At 61.9% G+C, this 18,773-nt stretch carries 17 protein-coding genes; 7 read left to right on the top strand and 10 right to left on the bottom strand.

The window, feature by feature from the left end; all coding sequences use genetic code 11:
* The first annotated feature begins 85 nt into the window (after positions 1-85).
* Positions 86-1,702 carry a GMC family oxidoreductase N-terminal domain-containing protein gene (locus FHT29_RS07870; RefSeq protein ID WP_047554761.1) on the top strand — a complete coding sequence of 539 codons (1,617 nt, stop codon included), beginning with the start codon at positions 86-88 and terminating at the stop codon, positions 1,700-1,702.
* Between the two features lie 13 nt (positions 1,703-1,715).
* On the opposite strand, the gene FHT29_RS07865 is transcribed toward FHT29_RS07870, so the two are convergent.
* The 6 genes from FHT29_RS07865 to FHT29_RS07840 form a co-directional block, all read right to left on the bottom strand.
* Positions 1,716-2,129 (bottom strand): type II toxin-antitoxin system VapC family toxin, encoded by a 414-nt coding sequence (locus FHT29_RS07865; RefSeq protein ID WP_047554759.1) that lies wholly within the window; start codon positions 2,127-2,129, stop codon positions 1,716-1,718.
* Entirely contained in the window at positions 2,126-2,374 is a 249-nt protein-coding gene (locus FHT29_RS07860; protein ID WP_037192288.1) for a hypothetical protein, read from the bottom strand. Before FHT29_RS07860 ends, FHT29_RS07865 begins: the two co-directional genes overlap by 4 nt.
* Before the next feature lie 88 nt (positions 2,375-2,462).
* A complete protein-coding gene (locus FHT29_RS07855) occupies positions 2,463-4,262 on the bottom strand; it encodes an adenine deaminase C-terminal domain-containing protein (protein WP_168599522.1) in 1,800 nt (599 codons plus the stop codon).
* Positions 4,263-4,280: 18 nt separating this feature from the next.
* Positions 4,281-4,913: a glutathione S-transferase family protein gene (locus FHT29_RS07850; RefSeq protein WP_168599521.1), complete on the bottom strand. Its 633-nt coding sequence runs from the start codon at positions 4,911-4,913 to the stop codon at positions 4,281-4,283.
* Positions 4,913-5,575: a Rieske 2Fe-2S domain-containing protein gene (locus tag FHT29_RS07845; protein ID WP_168599520.1), complete on the bottom strand. Its 663-nt coding sequence runs from the start codon at positions 5,573-5,575 to the stop codon at positions 4,913-4,915. Before FHT29_RS07845 ends, FHT29_RS07850 begins: the two co-directional genes overlap by 1 nt.
* Positions 5,572-5,808: a hypothetical protein gene (locus FHT29_RS07840; RefSeq protein ID WP_246703006.1), complete on the bottom strand. Its 237-nt coding sequence runs from the start codon at positions 5,806-5,808 to the stop codon at positions 5,572-5,574. The genes FHT29_RS07845 and FHT29_RS07840 overlap by 4 nt, the downstream gene beginning before the upstream one ends.
* A 248-nt stretch (positions 5,809-6,056) precedes the next feature.
* Between FHT29_RS07840 and FHT29_RS07835 the strand changes: the two genes are divergently transcribed.
* The 6 genes from FHT29_RS07835 (at position 6,057) to guaD (ending at position 13,086) form a co-directional block, all read left to right on the top strand.
* Positions 6,057-7,178 carry a BMP family ABC transporter substrate-binding protein gene (locus FHT29_RS07835; protein WP_047554750.1) on the top strand — a complete coding sequence of 374 codons (1,122 nt, stop codon included), beginning with the start codon at positions 6,057-6,059 and terminating at the stop codon, positions 7,176-7,178.
* A gap of 74 nt (positions 7,179-7,252) precedes the next feature.
* Positions 7,253-8,827: an ABC transporter ATP-binding protein gene (locus FHT29_RS07830; RefSeq protein ID WP_168599519.1), complete on the top strand. Its 1,575-nt coding sequence runs from the start codon at positions 7,253-7,255 to the stop codon at positions 8,825-8,827.
* 1 nt (position 8,828) lies between these two features.
* A complete protein-coding gene (locus tag FHT29_RS07825; RefSeq protein WP_210255397.1) occupies positions 8,829-9,872 on the top strand; it encodes an ABC transporter permease in 1,044 nt (347 codons plus the stop codon).
* 14 nt (positions 9,873-9,886) lie between these two features.
* Positions 9,887-10,822, top strand: coding sequence for an ABC transporter permease (locus tag FHT29_RS07820; protein ID WP_047638488.1), 936 nt, complete (start codon positions 9,887-9,889; stop codon positions 10,820-10,822).
* Positions 10,823-10,855: 33 nt separating this feature from the next.
* Positions 10,856-11,713 carry an aromatic ring-hydroxylating dioxygenase subunit alpha gene (locus FHT29_RS07815; RefSeq protein WP_168599518.1) on the top strand — a complete coding sequence of 286 codons (858 nt, stop codon included), beginning with the start codon at positions 10,856-10,858 and terminating at the stop codon, positions 11,711-11,713.
* Positions 11,714-11,727: 14 nt separating this feature from the next.
* Complete coding sequence (gene guaD, locus FHT29_RS07810) at positions 11,728-13,086, top strand: guanine deaminase (protein WP_168599517.1); 1,359 nt, start codon at positions 11,728-11,730, stop codon at positions 13,084-13,086.
* A 22-nt stretch (positions 13,087-13,108) separates the two neighbouring features.
* Here guaD and FHT29_RS07805 read toward each other — a convergent pair whose 3' ends face one another.
* The 4 genes from FHT29_RS07805 to FHT29_RS07790 all read right to left on the bottom strand — a co-directional run bounded on the left by FHT29_RS07805 (position 13,109) and on the right by FHT29_RS07790 (position 18,755).
* Positions 13,109-15,379, bottom strand: coding sequence for an FdhF/YdeP family oxidoreductase (locus tag FHT29_RS07805; RefSeq protein WP_168599516.1), 2,271 nt, complete (start codon positions 15,377-15,379; stop codon positions 13,109-13,111).
* Between the two features lie 176 nt (positions 15,380-15,555).
* Complete coding sequence (locus FHT29_RS07800) at positions 15,556-16,506, bottom strand: lytic transglycosylase domain-containing protein (protein ID WP_168599515.1); 951 nt, start codon at positions 16,504-16,506, stop codon at positions 15,556-15,558.
* 106 nt (positions 16,507-16,612) lie between these two features.
* Entirely contained in the window at positions 16,613-17,728 is a 1,116-nt protein-coding gene (locus tag FHT29_RS07795; protein WP_168599514.1) for an anhydro-N-acetylmuramic acid kinase, read from the bottom strand.
* Positions 17,729-17,738: 10 nt separating this feature from the next.
* Positions 17,739-18,755, bottom strand: a complete 1,017-nt coding sequence (locus tag FHT29_RS07790) for a serine hydrolase (RefSeq protein ID WP_168599513.1) — start codon at positions 18,753-18,755, stop codon at positions 17,739-17,741.
* Positions 18,756-18,773: the final 18 nt, after the last annotated feature.

Below are 18,773 nucleotides of genomic sequence, written 5' to 3'. Positions count from 1 at the left end.
ATTTGAGGAAAGTTGCTGATGGAGATTTCATGCCGTGCGCCTGTCCTGTCCAGGACGATGCGCGATATCAAGCCGGAAGGGTCTTATGGCGAAGACATATGATTTCATCATTGCCGGCGGCGGTTCGGCTGCCTGCGTCGCAGCCATGCGGCTTGTACGCGATTTCGGCTTCTCCGTGCTCATCATCGAACGCGGCCCGCGCAACACTGCCAAGCTGATGGCCTTTCCCGCCGGCTACATGAAATATCTCGCCCGCGACGATTTCCTCGAAATGCATCATACGATCGCCCAGCCGCAGCTTGGCGGACGCGGCCCGATCGTTCCCGTTGCGAAGGCGCTCGGCGGCGGCAGTGCCGTCAACGCCATGGTCTACATGCGCGGCCAAAAGGAAGACTACGACCACTGGGCCGCCCATCTCGGTGACGGTACGGAATGGTCCTATGCGGACATGCTGCCGCATTTCAAAGGCATCGAGGGCAATACCCGCTTCAACGACGACTATCACGGTATTGCAGGCAACCTGCGCGTCTCTGAACCCGGCTATACGTGCGATACGACCCAGGATTTCCTGCTCGCAGCCCAGGGCCTCGGCCATCCCTACAATCCGGATTTCAACGGCGCCAGGCAAAACGGCGTCGGCATCATGCAGCACACCTATGGATTATGGGGCGGCAAGACGGAACGTTCCGATGCCAAGAAGGCCTTCCTCGATCCGCTTGCCGGCGATGAGCGGCTGGATATCGTCACCGACGCCCGCGTCGATCGCATCGTCATCGAAAGCGGCCGCGCGACCGGCGTCAGTTACACGCAGAATGGTCAAACGCACACGGTCAGGGCCGCCCGCGAAGTTCTCGTCGCAGCCGGCACCTATAACAGCGCCAAGCTGATGATGCTCTCCGGCATCGGACCGGCCGATCACCTCAGCAACCATGGTATCGACGTCGTGCGTGATCTTCCGGGCGTCGGCGCCAATCTGCAGGATCATCACGAGGTCCCGGTCATTGCCACCACCAAGGGCAAATCCGGTTATTTCGGCGAGGACAAGGGCTGGCCGATGTTGCGCAACGGCCTGCAGTATCTCCTGTTCAACTCCGGCCCGGTGACGACGACAGGCATCGAATCCTGCCTGTTCTACGACCCCGATGGCGGCGAACGGCCGACGATCCAGCTCTATTGCGCGCCGATCGTCTATCTCGACCGCGATGTCTCCTCGGCAAAGCCGACCTACGGCGTCACCTTCACCTCGTGTCTGCTGCGGCCGAAAGCGCGCGGCAGCGTCAGGCTGCGCTCGGCCGATCCGGCGGATCAACCCTTGGTCGACTGCAATTTCTTCGGCGATCCCGACGATCTGCGGCTGACGCTCGCCTCGCTGAAGGTCGCCCGTCAGCTATTGGAAACCGAACCGTTCAAATCGAAGATATCAGATGAGATCCTGCCCGGACGGGCGCTACAGGACGAAGAGTCGCTGGCCAAATTCGCCGGCCAGACGGTCAAGACCAACTACCATCCCTCCGGCAGCCTGCGCATGGGGCCGGAGAGCGATCCGATGTCAGTGGTCGACGGAACGCTGCGCGTGCGCGGCATCGAAGGTCTCAGGGTCATCGATTGCTCGATCATTCCTTTTATCCCCTCGGGCAATACCAATGCACCTGCAATGGCGATTGGCTCGAAGGCAGCTGGGATGATCGCGAGGGGTTATTGAACTTGGCGCGATACTAGAATTCCCACGGCGATATCAGTTCAAGGCCTGCAGTCTCAAAATCAGATAAATTGCGAGTCGCCAGGCGTCCGCCATTTACGCGCGCTATGGCAGCGATCATGCCATCCGCCATCGACATCGGCCGCCCTTGTCGTTTCGCGACTCCCATGATCTCTCCATAAGCCAACGCAGCCTCTTCGGTGAGGCCGAAAAGCCGATCGGCAAACCGGCGGCGCCATTCGGACAATCGTTGCTCCAGCCGTGCCGCACGTTGATCCGGTAAGATCTTCTGAATACCGAAGGCGATTTCGCCGATAACCGCGGTTGAGAGCGCAACCTCCGCATCATACCGACCAAGCCACGAGATCACAGCCGCATCGGGCAGCTTTCGGAACGTTTCCGAGACGACATTGGTGTCGAGAAATATCACAGATCTATTCCGTGATTAGCTTGCCGTCCTTCGCGGATGACGGCCTCCAGATCGATATCCTCGCCATCGCTCATAGCCATACGAGCATAAAAAGACGATGCGGGTTCACGGCCGGCCTCGCGAATTTCGTAGGATTCCAGAGCGCGTTCGACGATATCGGCAATGGTGCGGTTTTCGCGCCGGGCAAGCCGATGAGCGAGGTCGCGTGCCTTGGCGCTACGAACAGATAGTTGAGGTTCAGCCATATTGGTCTCCTATCCCACCAATATAAGCCCCTCACATCTAGCCATCAAGATGGCACCTGATGGCTTGATGGCAACATCTAAACGAACGTCACACCTGCTCGAACAACGGCTCGATCACCATTTCCGGCACAAGAACGAGGCCTTTGTCGGTGATGCGGATTTCCGGAATGACGGAGAGCGGGATCAGGTTGAAGCCCATATAGGCGATGGTGCAGCCGGCCTTCTCCCATTCGACCTTCAACGCCTTCACCTCTTCCGCAACCTCATGCACGCGCTTGTCGGAGAGCAGCCCAGCGATCGGCAGCGGCACCATCGCCGTTACCTCGCCGTCCATGACGACGCAGACGCCGCCCTGCACGGCCTCGATCGCATCGAGAGCGACCTTCATATCCGCCTCGTTGGTGCCGGCGATGATGATGTTGTGGCTGTCATGGCCGACGGAGGAGGCAACCGCCCCCTTCTTCAGGCCAAAGCTGTTCAGGAGACCATGGGCCACATTGCCCGAGGACTTGCCGTGACGCTCGACCACCGTCACGAAGCAGAGCCCGTGACGGTCGAAATGCGTCTGCCAGTCGTTTGCCGGCTCGAGCTCGACCGTGACATGCCCGAGCGTGATGCCCGGCAACTCGGTCTTGATCGTGTGCGCAATCACCGGCTCGGTCGGCAGCTCCGGCGTCAGCTTCAACGCTTTCGGCAACTTCACCGTGTGATAGGCCGCTTCCGGATAGCGGTAGGGATTGGACAGCGCCGCATCAAGGACCGGGGTGATCTTGCGGTCTTCGACCACCAGTTCGCCGCCATACCAGGTGCTGACCGGCTTCAGGTCATCGGTCAACAGCACCAGATCGGCGCGGCGGCCGCCGCCGAGACCGCCGATTTCGCTTTCCATGCCGAAGCGGGTCGCGCCGTGCAGGGAGCCCATCGCCCAGGCCTGCTCCGGCGTCATGCCGGCCTTGACGGCCTCTCGCGTTACCCAATCGAGACCGAAGAGCAGAAGGTCTTCGGCATCGCGGTCGTCGGTGCAGACGGCGATGCGCTTATGCGACGCACCGAGCTCGGTGATGGTCTTGATGGCATGCGGCAGGCTGTGCCAGGGCGTTGTCGGCGGACCGCCGCGCAGGAACAGCCAAATGCCGGCCTCCAGCAGGTCGTCGGCGATTTCCCGGTCGATCGCTTCATGCGTATCGGTGACGCCGGATGCCGCGTAGGCGGCGACGAATTCGCGGCCGTAGACATGACCCGAGACCGGCCGTCCTCGCTCAAGCGCCGCCGCCAGGATCGCATGGCTGCGCTCGTCGCCCATCGCCACCTGCACGAAATCCATCTTTTCGCCGAGCGCCAAGGCTTCCGGCCATTTGTCGAAGAGATCGGCGATCTTTTGCGGTGTCAGATCGCCGCCCGCCGTCTCCAACTGCGGCGAGGTCGCAGGCACCGTGCTCGGCACCGTCAGGAAGATCGACAGGGGCGCATGGCGTGCATCCTCCAGCATCGCCTCGACACCGGCGACATCCATCACATTGCCGATTTCATGACTGTCGCAGAAGATGGTGGTCGTCCCGTTCAAGAGAGCGGCCTCGGCATAGGCGCAGGCCGTCACCATGCTGGACTCGATATGGATATGCGGATCGACCAGGCCGGGCGCGATGATCCCTCCCCTGGCGTCATAGAGCTTGGCGCCGCTGCCCCGGTAACTGCCGGCCGGCTTGACGGCGGCGATACGGCCGCCCGCAACCCAGATTTCCTTGCCGGGCAGAACCCGCTCAGAATAGGTCGATAGCACGCGCGCGCCCTTGATCACCAGATCCGGCTCGCGACGCGCCGAGGCAACATCGGCAAGCGTACGCGTCATGGTCGAAAGCGGCTTGACGGAAAAACGTGTGAGCGTCATCGGATATCCAATTCGAGATCAGTGATAATCGGGTATGCCCGGCATGGTGCGGAAGCCTTCGATGGCACGGAAACGCCGCACCCAACGGCGCAGGGCCGGATAGTCGTCGTGGTCGATACCATAGTCGCGGCTGAGCGCGAAGGATGGAAACAACGTCAGATCCGCAAGCGTCGGGCCGTCGCCGACGAACCATTCGCAGCCATCGAACTGGCGCAGCGTCATGTGGTCGTCCATGATGCGGAAGGCCTTGCACGCGCCGGCATAAAGGGCTGTTTCATCGCCGTGCGTATCGAACAGGGATTTCAGCCGCGCGGCCACAGCGGCCGCAAGTGCTGTCGCCGAAAAATGCAGCCACGTCACAGTTGCGCCGAAGGCGGGCGCATCCTCCGGCAGCCAGAGGCGCGAGGGATCGTAGGCCTTGGCGAGATAGGCAAGGATAGCCTCAGTGCCATGCAGCACGAGGTCGCCGTCGCTCAGGACAGGCATCGTTCCCAGGGGATTGAGCGCCAGCATGGCCGGCTTCGTCTCTTCGTGCCCGGGAAACATATCGACGGCGATCGTCGTATAGGTGAGCTTCAGTATCGAAAGCAGTAGGCGGACGCGATAGCTTCCCTCGTCCATCTCGTAATTATAGAGCGTGATGCCGGCCATCAGGCGACCTCCGCATTCTGCTCGAGGTCGAAACGCAGCCTCTCGGCCCAGACAGCATAGTGCTTCTGCTTGGCGCCGGCATGCACGGCAGGCGCACCGGCGATGACGATATGCAGCGCGGTCTTTTTCGACGAGATGTCTTGCAGCGCCACCAGCAGACGATCATCGCCCACCTCGAGCAGGCCGAGATTGGCACCCAGATCGCTGAAGCCGCTCCTGGGCAATGCAGTAGCGACATCGTCCGGGCAGCGTTCGATATAGAGGCTGCGCACCGGGGTCACCTCGGTTACGCCGTCGATGTCAGGCAGCGCAGCCTCCCGCGCGGCCGTCGCCCAGACGATCCCGTATTTCTCCTCGGCCGCATAGGTCGGCACCTTGATGGTCTGCGGCACATCAAGGGTCGGATGCGCCGGGATATAACGACATTGCCCGGCGGTATCGTACTGCCAGCCGTGATAGAGGCAGGCGATGTGATCGCCGCGAACGAAACCGAAGCTCATGCGCATACCGCGATGCGGACAGCGATCCTCCCAGACATGCGCCTTGCCGCTATTGTCGCGCCAGACGACGATCTCGCTGCCATCGACCACGGCGCCGGCCGAGGTTCCAGCCTCGATCGACGCCGAAAGCGCCACCGGCACCCATCCTGCTTCCAGTTTCATAAGCCACTCCGCTCGATATCGAGAATAATGCAATCGTAGGGCCCGAGGCTGCAGGCCATTTCGAACGCGTCGACAAGATCATTCTGGCCCCTTACGGCAACCGTCGCGGATCGCGCATCGCAGGCCCCGACCTCGATGTCCAGATCCAGCCGGCGCGCACGATGCCGGGCAAACTCGACGAAACTGTCGCACACCATCCGCCCCCGAAAGACAAAACGCGCCGCCTCGATCATGCCGCAGACAGTCCGCTCGTTCTATCCATGCCCACATTACGCATCAAAAATGCCCACTTTGCATAAAAAATAAACATGCTTCAGTTTTAGGCATTCTAGCCGCGCTGCCTTTTGAAATTCAAGAGGCTTTGCGGAGCGGATCGATATCGACCAACAGACATCGGACGGATCACCGCGCGGCAACTGGCATAATTGTTGCGTCGATTACACCTGGGCGCCGTTGCGCACCTAATCAAAAGAGGGGTCCCATGATCGACTTGCGTTCGCTTTCCCGTCGCGGATTTTTAAATATGAGCGCCGCTGGTGCGGCGTCCTTGATGCTGCCTGCAGGCCTTGCCGGCCAGGCCTATGCCGCAGCCTCTTTCCCGGCGATCAAGGAAGAAGATGCGGTCGTCGGCTTCGGTCATGTCGGCCCGATTTCGGACGAAGGCTGGACCTGGGCGCATCACCAAGGCCTGCTTGCGGTAAAGGCGGCCTATCCGAAGCTGAAAAAGATCCTCGAAGTCGAAAACATCCCCTATTCCGCCGATGCGACCCGCACCTATCGTCAGTTCGTCAGCGAAGGCGCCAACATCATTTTCGATACCTCCTCAAACGGCGACTTCCTGCATGCCGTCGTCAAGCAGGCGCCCGCCGTCGCCTTCCTCGAATGCGACGGCCGCGTCGATATGGATAATCTCGGCTGGTACTATCTGGCCCATTGGTATCCGACCTACGTCATCGGCGTTGCCGCCGGTCATCTGTCGAAATCCGGCAAGCTCGGCTATGTCGCCTCCTTCCCGGTCGCCTCGGTGTTTGCCTCGACCAACGCCTTTCTGATGGGCGCGCGCTCGGTCAATCCGAATGCGACGCTGCAGACCATCGCCATCAATTCCTGGTTTGATCCGCAGGCGGCAACGCAAGCCGGCACGGCGCTGATCGACAATGGCTGCGATTTCCTCTTCGGCATCATGGACGAAGCCGGCTACCTGCAGGTCGCCGAAAAACGCGGCGTCTGGGCGGCCATGTGGAACACCGACATCCGCCGCTACGGCCCGAACTCCTACGTCTCGTCCGTCCTCATCGATTTCAGCAAGTATTATGTCGATCAGGTCGGCAAGCGGCTAGCCGGCACCTGGACTCCGACCAATACGCTCTTTGCCATGGGTTCCGGCGTCGACCGCGACAAATGGGGCGAAAAGGTTCCGGCCGATGTTGCCGCCGCTGCCGATGCAGTGCGCGACAAGATCGTCGGCGGCTGGTCGCCCTTTGCCGGCGAAATCAAGGATTCGACCGGCAAGGTCCGCATCGCCGCCGGGCAGACGATGACCGATAACGACCTCTATAATTGGGATTGGTCCGTCGAGGGCGTTACCGGGCTCAGCGCCTGAACAAGCCAATTGCGAATTACGCCTCGGTCGATCTGCGGCCGAGGCCTATCCCATGACTGTCTGGTATGCATTTGATGACCGAAACTGCGACACCCTTTTCCGCTCCTGCGGGCACACCGCCACTGGTCCAGCTCAAGGGCATCGCCAAGTATTTTCCAGGCGTCATCGCCAACGAGAATGTCGATCTCGAGGTTTTACCCGGCGAGATCCATGCCCTGCTTGGCGAAAACGGCGCCGGCAAATCGACGCTGATGAACATCCTCACCGGCATCTATCAGCCCGACGCCGGCGAGATCATCATCGATGGCTATGCCAAGCATTTTGCGACGCCCCTTCAGGCGATCGCCGCCGGCATCGGCATGGTGCATCAGCATTTCAAGCTGGTGCAGGCCTTCACCGTCGCCGAGAACATTCATCTCGGCTGGTCGGAGACGCCGCGGCGCGCCTCCGCACAGGTGCTGGAAGCGCGCACGGCATCCCTCGCGGAAAAATTCAATCTTCAAACCCGCCCCGGCGCGCGCATCAGCGATCTTTCAACGGGTGAGCAGCAGCGTGTCGAGATCCTGAGAGTGCTCGCGCGTCAGGCGCGTGTTCTCATTCTCGACGAGCCGACCGCCGTGCTGACGCCGGCAGAAGCCCGCGAACTCTTCAGGGCACTGCGCGAATTCGTCTCCCATGGCAACGCCGTCATCTTCATCAGCCACAAGCTCGATGAGGTCATGGAGATTTCCGATCGCATCAGCGTTCTGCGCGGCGGACGCAAGGTCGCGACCGAAAGGACGGCCGATTGCAATGCCCGCATGCTTGCCAAGCTGATGGTCGGCCGCGATATCGTGCTTGCCGACATGCGCCAGCGCGCCGCCGGCGCCGCGCCGATCTCTGCGAAACCCGTACTGAGCCTGGAAAGCGTATCTGCACAGAATGACGCCGGTACCGAGGCGCTGCATGATGTTTCGCTTGCGGTTCATGCCGGGGAAATTCTCGGCATTGCCGGTGTCGCCGGAAACGGCCAGCGCGAATTGAGCCAGGTGCTATCAGGCATGCGCCAGATCGGCAGCGGGCGCATCCTTATCGATGGGCGTCCAGTCGAGCACAGCAATGCGGCTGTTTTCGCTGACAATGGCATCGGCCATATACCGGAAGACAGGCTGCATAGCGGCCTTGCCCCTGCGCTCAGCATCACCGTCAACGCCGTGATGCGCGAGTACAAGAAGCCGCCGGTATCAGCCGGCGCGGTCTATCGTCCGGGCGGAGCGACCGCACTTGCCAAGGAGATTGCGGCGGCGGCGGAAGTGACCATTCCCGACTTCAACATGCCGGTCCGCAATCTTTCCGGCGGCAACCAGCAGCGCCTCGTCGCCCGACGTGAGATGCGTATCGCCAACAAGGTTCTGATCGCTGCCTATCCAAGCCGCGGCCTCGACGTCGGCGCCATCAACACGATGCTGCGCTATATCGTGGAGCTACGCGATGCCGGCGCAGGGATCGTGCTGATCTCGGAGGAACTGGAAGAGCTCCTCAATCTCTCCGACCGCATCGCCGTGCTCTACGAAGGCAGGATCATGGGAATAGTCGACAACGACAGGACCGACATCGACCAGATCGGCCTACTGATGGGTGGACGCGCCCTTGCGCGCGAGGTTGCCTGACATGAGCATGTCCTGGCGTCTTCACCGCCTACCCTCGGCCTCACCCGCCAAAGCATTTGCCGCCCGCATCGTCGCTATCCTGCTGGCGCTCGTGTTTGCCGGGCTGGTTTTGGCGGTCACCGGCGCAAAGCCGCTCGAGCTGGCTTCCGAGGTGATCGATTCGAGCCTCGGCTCCAGTTTCGGCCTTCAGGATCTCGGTGTTCTGCTGGTCCCTCTCATCCTGACGGGACTGTCCGTCGCCGTCGGCCAGCAAATTGGCATCTGGAATATCGGTGCCGAGGGACAATTCTATGCCGGCGCATTCGGTGCTGCCGTGGTCGGCCTCTTCGTGCCCGGCTCGCCTGTCGTGATCCTGCCGTTGATGTTTCTTGGCGGCCTCCTCGGCGGCCTTGTCTGGATCCTTATCCCGACGCTGGCGCGCGCCTATGCCGGCGTCAATGAGCTGATCACCACGCTGCTGCTCAATTTCGTCGCTGTGCTTCTGGTATTCTACGTCTCGACCGGCGCCTGGCGCGACCGCACGGCGAATTCGGCAACCGCGCGATTGTCGGCCGAAATACCGGAGCTTTGGGGCTCCATCCATTGGGGCTTTCCTGTCGCCATCCTTGCCGCCATCATCGTCGCCGGCCTGCTGGCTTTCTCGCGCTGGGGCTACGAAGTGCGCCTCGTCGGCTCCAACCCGGCTGCGGCCCATTATGCCGGCATACCGGCGCGGCGCCACCTGATCACGGTCATGCTTCTGTCCGGTGCCATAGCGGGGCTTGCCGGCATGCTGGAGATCGCCGGCACGGTGCATCGCCTGCAGGGCGGTATTTCCAACAATTACGGCTATCTCGGCATCATGGTCGCGGTGCTGGCGCGCAACTCCGCCATCGGCGTTATCTTTTCAGCGGCGTTGATGGCCTTCATCCTGAATTCCGGCATCGTCCTGCAAACCCAGGGGCTGACGACGTCGGCGGTGCTCGCGATCACCGGGCTCATCCTGTTCCTGACGGCGATCGGCGATGAGCTCGCCCATTATCACATCGCCCGCGACAAGGCTTGAAAGGACAAGAGACCATGGATCTTCTCACCGGCCTCCTGACCACAGCCTTTCTCGCAGGCGGCGTGCTGGCGCTGGCTGCTCTCGGCGAAGTGCTGGCCGAACGGGTCGGCGTCGTCAATCTCGGCGTCGAGGGACTGATGGCAATGGGCGCGCTGACGGGCGTTGCCGCAACGACGATCTATCCCTCGCCGACGCTCGGTTTTCTCGCCGCCTTGCTTGTCGGCGCATTCTTCGGCGCGATCTTCGCCGCAGCCACCGTTCTCCTGCGTGCCAACCAGGTGCTCTGCGGCCTGGCGCTGACTTTGATGGGCAACGGCATCGCCTCCAGCATCGGCCGCGCCTATTCCGGCATGCCGGTGCGCGCCACCTTTTCCGGTATCGAAATTCCCCTCCTCAGCGATCTCCCGATCCTCGGCAAGGCCTTCTTCTCGCAGAACATCCTCGTCTATCTGATCTATATCATCCTGCCGGTAGCGCTGAGCTACATCATGTTCCGCACCCGCCACGGCCTCAATCTGCGCGCCGTCGGCGAAAATCCGGCGGCGGCGGATGCGGCCGGCATTTCGGTCAACCTCATCCGCTGCGCCTACGTCATGGCCGGCTCAGCCCTTGCCGCCGGCGCGGGTGCCTACCTGACGCTTGCTTTCGTGCCTTCCTGGTCCGACGGGGTGGTCGCCGGTCGCGGCTGGATCGCGGTGGCGCTGGTGATCTTTGCCGGCTACCGGCCGATCCCGGCCGTTCTGTCGGGCTTGCTCTTCGGCCTCATCACCGCGCTCGGCTTCGTCGGCCAGGCGCGCGGCTGGCCGATCGCACCCGCCTTCCTGTCCATGTTGCCCTATCTCGGCACGATGGCCTTCATCATCGTGCCGGTGCTGGCATGGCAGCGCATGCGCCGTATCATGGCCGCCCCGGCCGCCATCGGCCTGCCCTATTATCGCGATGTCCGCTAAGGTGCATCGACGGACAAGAAAAAGGAGCCTCGCATGAGCCAATGTTTGGACAAGGCAGCCCTCGATCAATGGTATGCGCTGGAAACGGAAAACGAGATTCCCTTCGGAACCTCGGTGAACCGTCTTCTCGGCACCGACCTTACCGTGACGCGATCGAATGACGGGACACTGGTCGTAAATGCCGAGGGACGCGCCGAGCCATTGCCGCTGATCCACCGCTTCGGCCTCGTCTGGACGACGCTCGGCACGCCGGCCGGCGGGTTGTTCGACTTGCCCGAAGCCGATGAGCCGGATCGCCGCGTGGTCAATTGCGGCACGGTGGCGGTGCGGGCCTCGGGGCTCCGGATCGTGGAAAATTTTCTCGACCTGGCGCATTTCCCCTTCGTGCACACCGATATTCTCGGCGCCGAGCCGCACACCGAAGTGACACATTACAATGTCGAGATCCGCCGCGACGTCGACGAGGTCTGGGCGACCAATTGCCAGTTCTTCCAGCCGCAGGCGGCACTTTCGGCCAGCGAAGGCATCATGACGGATTATATCTATCGGGTGATGACGCCGTTTGCGACGCTGCTCTACAAGACCTGCCCGAATGCCGCCAATCGTTGGGACGTCATCTGCCTTTTCGTGCAGCCCCTGGATCCGGATCGTTGCCGCGCCCATCCGGTCATGTTCCTGATCGACGACGTCTCGACGACGACGGAACTGGTGCATTTCCAGCAACTCATCTTCCTGCAGGACCGCATCATTCTTGAAAACCAGCGCCCGGTGCTGCTACCGCTGGAGCCGCGGGCGGAAATCCCGACTCGCGCCGACGCCACGTCGATTGCCTATCGGCGCTGGCTGAAGGAAAAGGGCATTACTTACGGCACCACCATGATGGCTGCCTGAAATAGAGAACAGCGATGGATTTGCGTGGCAAGACCCTGAGCGCATCGGGCTTTCATTCACCCGTGCGCGGCAAGATCGACATTCTGGATGATGTGCTGATCGAGATCGATGCAGCCGGCGCGATCAAAGCGATCCATCGTTACGGTGACCCCAACTATCGGACCATCCGCGACGCGCGCGAAGCCACCGGTGAATTGGTGACGCTGCCGAACGGCTCCTATCTTCTGCCAGGTTTTGTCGACCTGCATGTGCATGCGCCGCAATACCCGCAGCTTGGCGACGCGCTTGACGTTCCGCTGGAAGTCTGGCTGCAGAAACACACGTTCCCGCTGGAGGCACGCTATGAGGACCTTGTCTTCGCACGCCATGTCTATGGCCTGCTGGTCGACGACCTCCTTGCCAACGGCACGACGACGGCGTTGTATTTCGCCACCATACACCAGCAGGCGACCCGGGCGCTGGTCGATATCTGCCTCGAAAGGGGCCAGCGCGCCCTGATCGGCAAGGTGGCCATGGACAATCGGCAGGAATGCCCCGACTACTATCGCGACGCCTCGAGCGATGCGGCGCTGGAAGGCACTCGCGCACTCATCGATTATGTGCGCGGCCATCCCGACAATGGCGAAAGCCGCGTCCTGCCTGTGGTAACGCCGCGTTTCATTCCCTCCTGCACGGATGCAACGCTCGAAGGGCTCGGCGCGATTGCCCGGGAATGCTGCTGCCATGTGCAGACCCATTGTTCGGAGAGCGATTGGGAGCATGGCTACGTGCTTACCCGGCACGGCATGACGGATACCGAGAGCCTGGACCGCTTCGGCCTGCTTCGGCGCGGCACGGTATTGGCGCATGCGAACTTCCTGACCGCGAGGGATATGGAGACGATCAAGGCGCGCGAAGCAGCCGTTGCGCATTGTCCGCTTTCGAACGCCTATTTTGCCAATGCGGTCTTTCCGTTGCGGGCAGCGCTGGAAAAGGGCCTGCATGTCGGCCTCGGCACGGATATTTCCGGCGGGCCCAGCGCGTCGATGCTGGAGAATGCCCGCGGCGCGATCCTCGTCTCGAGGATGCTGCAAAGCGGTGTCGATCCGAACGTGCCGGCCGAAAGCCGCTCCACATTCGGACCGGCGCAGATCGATTTCCGCGATGCCTTTCATATCGCAACGGCCGGCGGCGGCGCGGCACTCGATCTGCCGGTCGGGCAGTTTACGCCCGGCTATCAGTTCGATGCCATCGTCATCGACACCGCCCACGAGAAGGGCACGGTGCGGCTGTTCGAGGATCGCGATGCCGGAGAAGGCATCCTGCAGAAGATCATTTACACCGCCTCGCGGCCGAATATTGCGGCCACCTGGGTCGGCGGCCGCAGCGTCTAGCCCGGTTTGCGCGCAGCCTTGCTCAAGCAGCCTTGCTGATGCGCACCGGGATGGACTTGTAGGAAGGCGTGCCGCTTTCCTTGTCCTGATAGTCGAGCGGGATCAGGCAATTGGCTTCCGGATAATAGGCAGCGACGGAACCCTCCGAGATATCGTAGGAAATCGCCGTCAGCTTCAACAGCCGCTTGCCGCCGGAAGGCAGCGCCGTCTCGATCTCGACGAGATCGCCATGCTCCAATCCCTTGGCCTCAAGGTCCTTGTCGTTCATGAACAGGACATCACGACGGCCGAACACGCCGCGATAACGGTCGTCGAGACCGTAGATCGTGGTGTTGTACTGATCATGGCTGCGGATCGTCGCGAGCTTGAGGATACTTGAATCCGAAAGCGAGATGTCCTCATTAAGGCCGGAAAACAGCTTGAACTCGGCCTTGCCGGAAGGCGTCTTCCAGACGCGCTCCGTCGCCGGGAGCGGCAGGCGAAAGCCGCCGGGCACGCGGATGCGCTCATTGTAACGGACGAAATCAGGATAAACGATTTCGATCTTGTCGCGGATCAGGTCATAGTCCTTGACCAGTTCCATCCACGCGACCTTGCTTTCCGGCAAGGTAGCCTGCGCCATGGCCGCAACGATGGCTGGCTCTGAACGTAGCTCCCCCGATGCCGGCTTCAGCCTGCCGCGCGAGGCATGCACCATCGACATCGAGTCCTCGATGGTCACCGATTGCGGGCCGGCGGCCTGAACGTCCTCTTCGGTGCGGCCAAGCACTGGCAGCAAGAAGGATTCCTTGCCGATCAGAAGATTGGAACGGTTGAGCTTGGTGTTCAGGTGGACGGCAAGATCGAGCCTGCGCATACCCTCGGCGCACAGCTCGGGATCCGGAAGCGCGATCGAAAAATTGCCGCCGAGGCTGAGCAGCACCTTCGAGCGACCTTCGGCCATCGCCTGCATGGCGGCAACCGCATCATGGCCGTGATGGGCCGGGGACTTGAAACCGAAGGCGCGCTCGATGCCCTCAATCAGCGCGGCATCCGGCTTCTCGGTGATCCCGACGGTACGATTGCCCTGCACGTTGGAGTGTCCGCGCAGCGGGCAGATGCCGGCGCCAGGCTTGCCGAAATTGCCGCGCAGCAGCAGAAGATTGGCGATCTGCTGCACATTCGCAGTGCCCTTGGCATGCTGGGTGATACCCATGCCGTAGGCGACGATCGTTGCCTTGGATTTGGCATAGGCGGCGGCGACCTGCTCCAGATCGGCGCGGGAAAGACCCGATACGCGCTCTATATCAGCCCATTCCGTATGCTTGATATCGGCAACCAGCGCGTCGAAACCGCTGGTATGCTCGGCAATGAACGCATGATCGAGCACGTCTTCCGAAGTCTCGGCAAGTGCCAGAACGCCCTTCATGATACCCTTGAGCGCAGCGGCATCGCCGCCGATCTTCACCTGGTAATAGGAGGAGGCGATCCGGGTCGATCCGAAGGTTCCCATTTCGATGGGGCTCTGCGGGTCGGCGAAGCGCTCCAGCGCCCGCTCCTTCAGCGGATTGAACACGATGATCGGCACGCCGCGGCGCGAGCACTCGTGCAGTGTGCCCATCATGCGCGGATGGTTGGTGCCGGGATTGTGCCCCATCGAAATGATCAGGTCGCAGAGATCGAAATCGTCGAGCGATACCGTGCCCTTGCCCATGCCGATCGATTGCGGCAAGCCGACACTGGTTGCCTCATGGCACATGTTCGAACAATCGGGGAAATTGTTGGTGCCGTATTCCCTCGCGAAGATCTGGAAGAGGAAAGCCGCCTCGTTGGAGGCGCGGCCCGACGTGTAGAATTCGACCATATCCGGATTGGGCATGCTGCGCATGACTTCGCCGATGCGGGTAAAGGCATCTTCCCAAGCAATCGGCTTATAAGTGTCGCTTGCGCGATCGTAGACCATCGGATGCGTCAGCCGACCGGAATTCTCCAGATCATAGTCGCTCCAAGTCAGGAGTTCGCTCACCGTATGTTCGGCGAAGAAATCCGGCGTCACGCGCTTGTTCGTCGCTTCCCAGGTGACTGCTTTCGCACCGTTCTCGCAGAATTGGAAGGTGGAGGTATGCTCCTTGTCGGGCCATGCACAGCCGGGGCAATCGAAACCCGTCGGCTTGTTGGTGCGCAGGAGCAGGCCGGGCGCCTCGGTGACTTCCATCTGGTCACGGACCGCCTTGGCGGTGGCCTTGAGCGCTCCCCAGCCGCCGGCCGGGCTGTTGTAGGCACGGATCCCAGGGACTTCACGCTTATGCGCCATTGCACGCTCCTTTGGTTATCCCGCGGCTTCCTCCCAAAGGTCGGGCCTTAACGAATAAGCGCGAGCCAAGAGGGAGTAAAGTCCAATCAGTGGGCACTCGATCAAACAAGCGCGACGCGATGCGACGATGGCATGCCTCCGGCATTCGAGATCGGCATCTGAGGTCAGCAAGAAACTCAATTCTTGAACACCAGGCAAGTGCCGCCCTGTTGCCGGACCTGCGTGCAAACGGCATCCGCCTCGGCACGCGTCTGCCTGCCGATACGCGCGGCAAAGCGGATGCGCCGGCCGAAATCCGCATTACGCTGACGCACGATCAGCGGCTTTTCCGCGTTCAAGGGAGACTGCAACTTTCGGACATTTGTCGCGAAAAGGTTGCGGGCGGCATTGACCTGAAAATGCTCTGCCAATTGAGCGCCCCAGGGCGCCCAGGGCCGCTCTTGCTCCAAGGCGACCTGCTTCAGCCGCCGACTGCCGGCAAGGGCAACACAGGATTGGACAAAAGGCTTGCCCTTCTCCAAGGCCGGCGCGGCGACGTCGGGCGGTCCATCGCGCCACTCCTCGACCGTATGCGCGGTGATCGCGCTCACATAGCTGCGCGTCTCATAGGGAAGATCGCCGGAATTCAGAAAATTCGCCAGGCCCGCCTCGCCGGCATTGTAGGCGGCGGCGGCCAGCCCGAGATTGCCGAACCGGTTGCGCAATTCGTCGAGATAGGAAGCTGCCTTGCCCAGCGCTTCGAGCGCATCATAGCTGTCGCGGACGCCGCGAAGCTTTGCCGTCCCAGGCATGAACTGGGCAATGCCTTGAGCGCCTTTCGGGCTGACGGCATCCGGCCGAAACGTGCTCTCGCGCCAGACCAGCCGAGCCAGATAATCCGACGGCAGACGGTTGATGCGGGCGAAGTAATCGATAGCCGCACAGAGATCCCTGTTATAACTTTCCTTGCGAATGCAAAGTGTCTCGCCCGTGCGCGTGATCATCGGGCCGGAGACGCAGGCCGGCGGCGCAACGCTCCATTCCGGCTGCGCGCTCGCAGGGCGAAGGGCCGAAGCCACGACGACACATATAATGGCAAAGGCGACCACGCCGCCGACAAAGCCTGCTCGATGCTGCCTGCCTGCCATCCGTGCGATATCCGTCCAAGCCAGTTCGATCGCATAATTGCGATCTCTTCATAGCATCGATGGGCTGCAGCGAAAACCTTTGACGGCGTGATGTTGCTGCCGGCGATTATCCGGCGAGACGTCCGCCGCGCATGGGCTCCGGCGCACCCGTCGTGCCGGGGAAGCTGATCGGTAAGCCGCGCAGCACACGCACGGCCAGAAATGCAAAACATTCCGCCTCAACGGCATCGCCGCGCCACCCGAGGTCTTCGGCAAAGATCGGCTCCACGCCGGCGCGGCTTTGCAGCATCGACATGATTGTGGGATTGTGACGGCCGCCGCCGCTGACGACAACCTTCTTCGGCCGGTGCGGCAACAGATCCAGCGCCTTGCCCACAGCGCCCGCCGTGAAGGCCGAAAGCGTCGCAGCACCATCTTCAGGGCTGAGCCCATCCGCCATCGAAGCACCGAAATCGAAACGATCCAGCGACTTTGGATAGGGCTTGCTAAGATAGGGGTGCTGCAGCAACTTCTCGAGCCGCGCCTCGTCCACTTTGCCGGCCCGACCGAGCGCACCGTCGCGGTCCATCTCGCCGAGACCATGGGACTTGATGAAATCATTGAGCGGTGCATTGGCAGGGCCGGTGTCGAAGGCGACGAAATTGCCCTCGCCGTCCCACCACGTGATATTGGCAACGCCGCCAAGATTGAGGATGGCGGTCTCGCCAGCCGCGCCCGCGCCGCGCAGCAAGGCGGTGTGGTAGACGGCGGCAAGCGGCGCACCCTGGCCACCGGCGCGCATATCGGCCGAGCGGAAATCATAGGCGACCTTGGTGCCGAGGATGGATCGCATCAACTCGCCATCGCCGAGCTGGCGCGTCTGCCCCAGCCGATCTTTTTGCGGTGCCCGATGCAGCACAGTCTGGCCGTGGAACCCGACAACGCCGATATCTGCCATGGTCATGCCGTGGATCTCGACCAATTGCCTGACAGCCTCCGACTGAGCCCGCGTCAGGGCCTCTTCCGCCTCCTTGAAAATCGCCGGTTCGGGGCCGTCGAAGTTCCATACCCGCGCCTGCCGCAGCGTCTCCTCCAGAAGCGCCCGGATCCAGTCGGGATAGGGAGCCAGAACATAGGGGCCGAATTCCTCGATCCGCTCGCCATCCGTCTTCAGCATGGCAACATCGATATTGCCGTCGAGAACGGTTCCGGTCATCAGACCGACTGCCCAGATTGGTTCCATGATCAGGCTCCTAAGCTGCGTTGACGCGATCGCCGACAGTTTGACGAAGCGTCAAGATGCCACTGTCGAAATGGCGTGTCGGATGAATGCGGTTGGTGAGCAAGGTCCAGGCCCTGCCCTTGTCGAAATCGATCCAGAGGCCGGTGCCGGTGAACCCTGTGTGGCCGATCGTCTCCGGCGAGCACAGCGTCCCGCCGGACCAACCGTCATGGGCGCGCTCCCAGCCATGCGTGCGTGTGGCCGAAAGCGGTGCGCGCATCAGTGCGATCGAGCGGGCTGATGCGCCGCTGCCATCGAGCAAGCCCCCGGCAAAATCGAGGATTGCCGCTGCCGTTCCGAATAGCCCGGCATGGCCCGCACCCTGAAGAGCAGAGCAATTATCGTCATGGACTTCGCCCGACAAGACGCGATGACGCCACGTGCAGTCTTCCGTCGCGGCCGCCTGATCGGGCTCGGCGGAAAAGGCAAAGCCCCGCCCCGGGTCCATGGCGCGGATCGTCTGGCCGGTCAGGCGTTCGAGCGCGAAGCCGAGAAGAATGAAATTGATATCGGAATAGACGGGTGGGCCGGCCCGCCATTCGCGCTGCAGGATGAAAGCGCGCAATAGGTCCGGATCGCGGCCGTAGGTATAGATCGGCTCGACCGCCGGAAAAGGCGTCTGATGACCGAGGCATTGGCGAAAGGTCACCTTTCGCTCCCATGCCTCGGCGCTGTACTGACGCAGATCGGGCAGAAGTGTCGTCAGCGGCGCATCGAGATCGATGGTGCCGGCCTCCGCCAGCGCCAGGATGCGCGATGTGGTGAAAATGACCTTGGTGAGCGATGCGAGATCGAACCATGTATCGACCAGCATGGGCCTGACGCTCGGGACCTTCTGCGCCGAACCGACGGCACGTACCAGCCGGTTACCGTCGAGATCGACCATGCCCAGAACGCCGCCCGGAATGCGCGTTGACGCGACGGCCTGTTCGAGCGGCGCAAAGGCCCGATCGAAACGCTCCTCAAACTGCATACCCTCTCCCGCCATATCTCGCCTTCCCGCCGG

Origin of the sequence: Rhizobium sp. SG741 (genome assembly GCF_012275435.1) — a bacterium.
GTDB classification, from domain to species: domain Bacteria; phylum Pseudomonadota; class Alphaproteobacteria; order Rhizobiales; family Rhizobiaceae; genus Rhizobium; species Rhizobium lusitanum.
The sequence above is the reverse complement of the archived record's forward strand: the minus strand, read 5'-3'. Positions and strand labels throughout refer to the sequence as shown.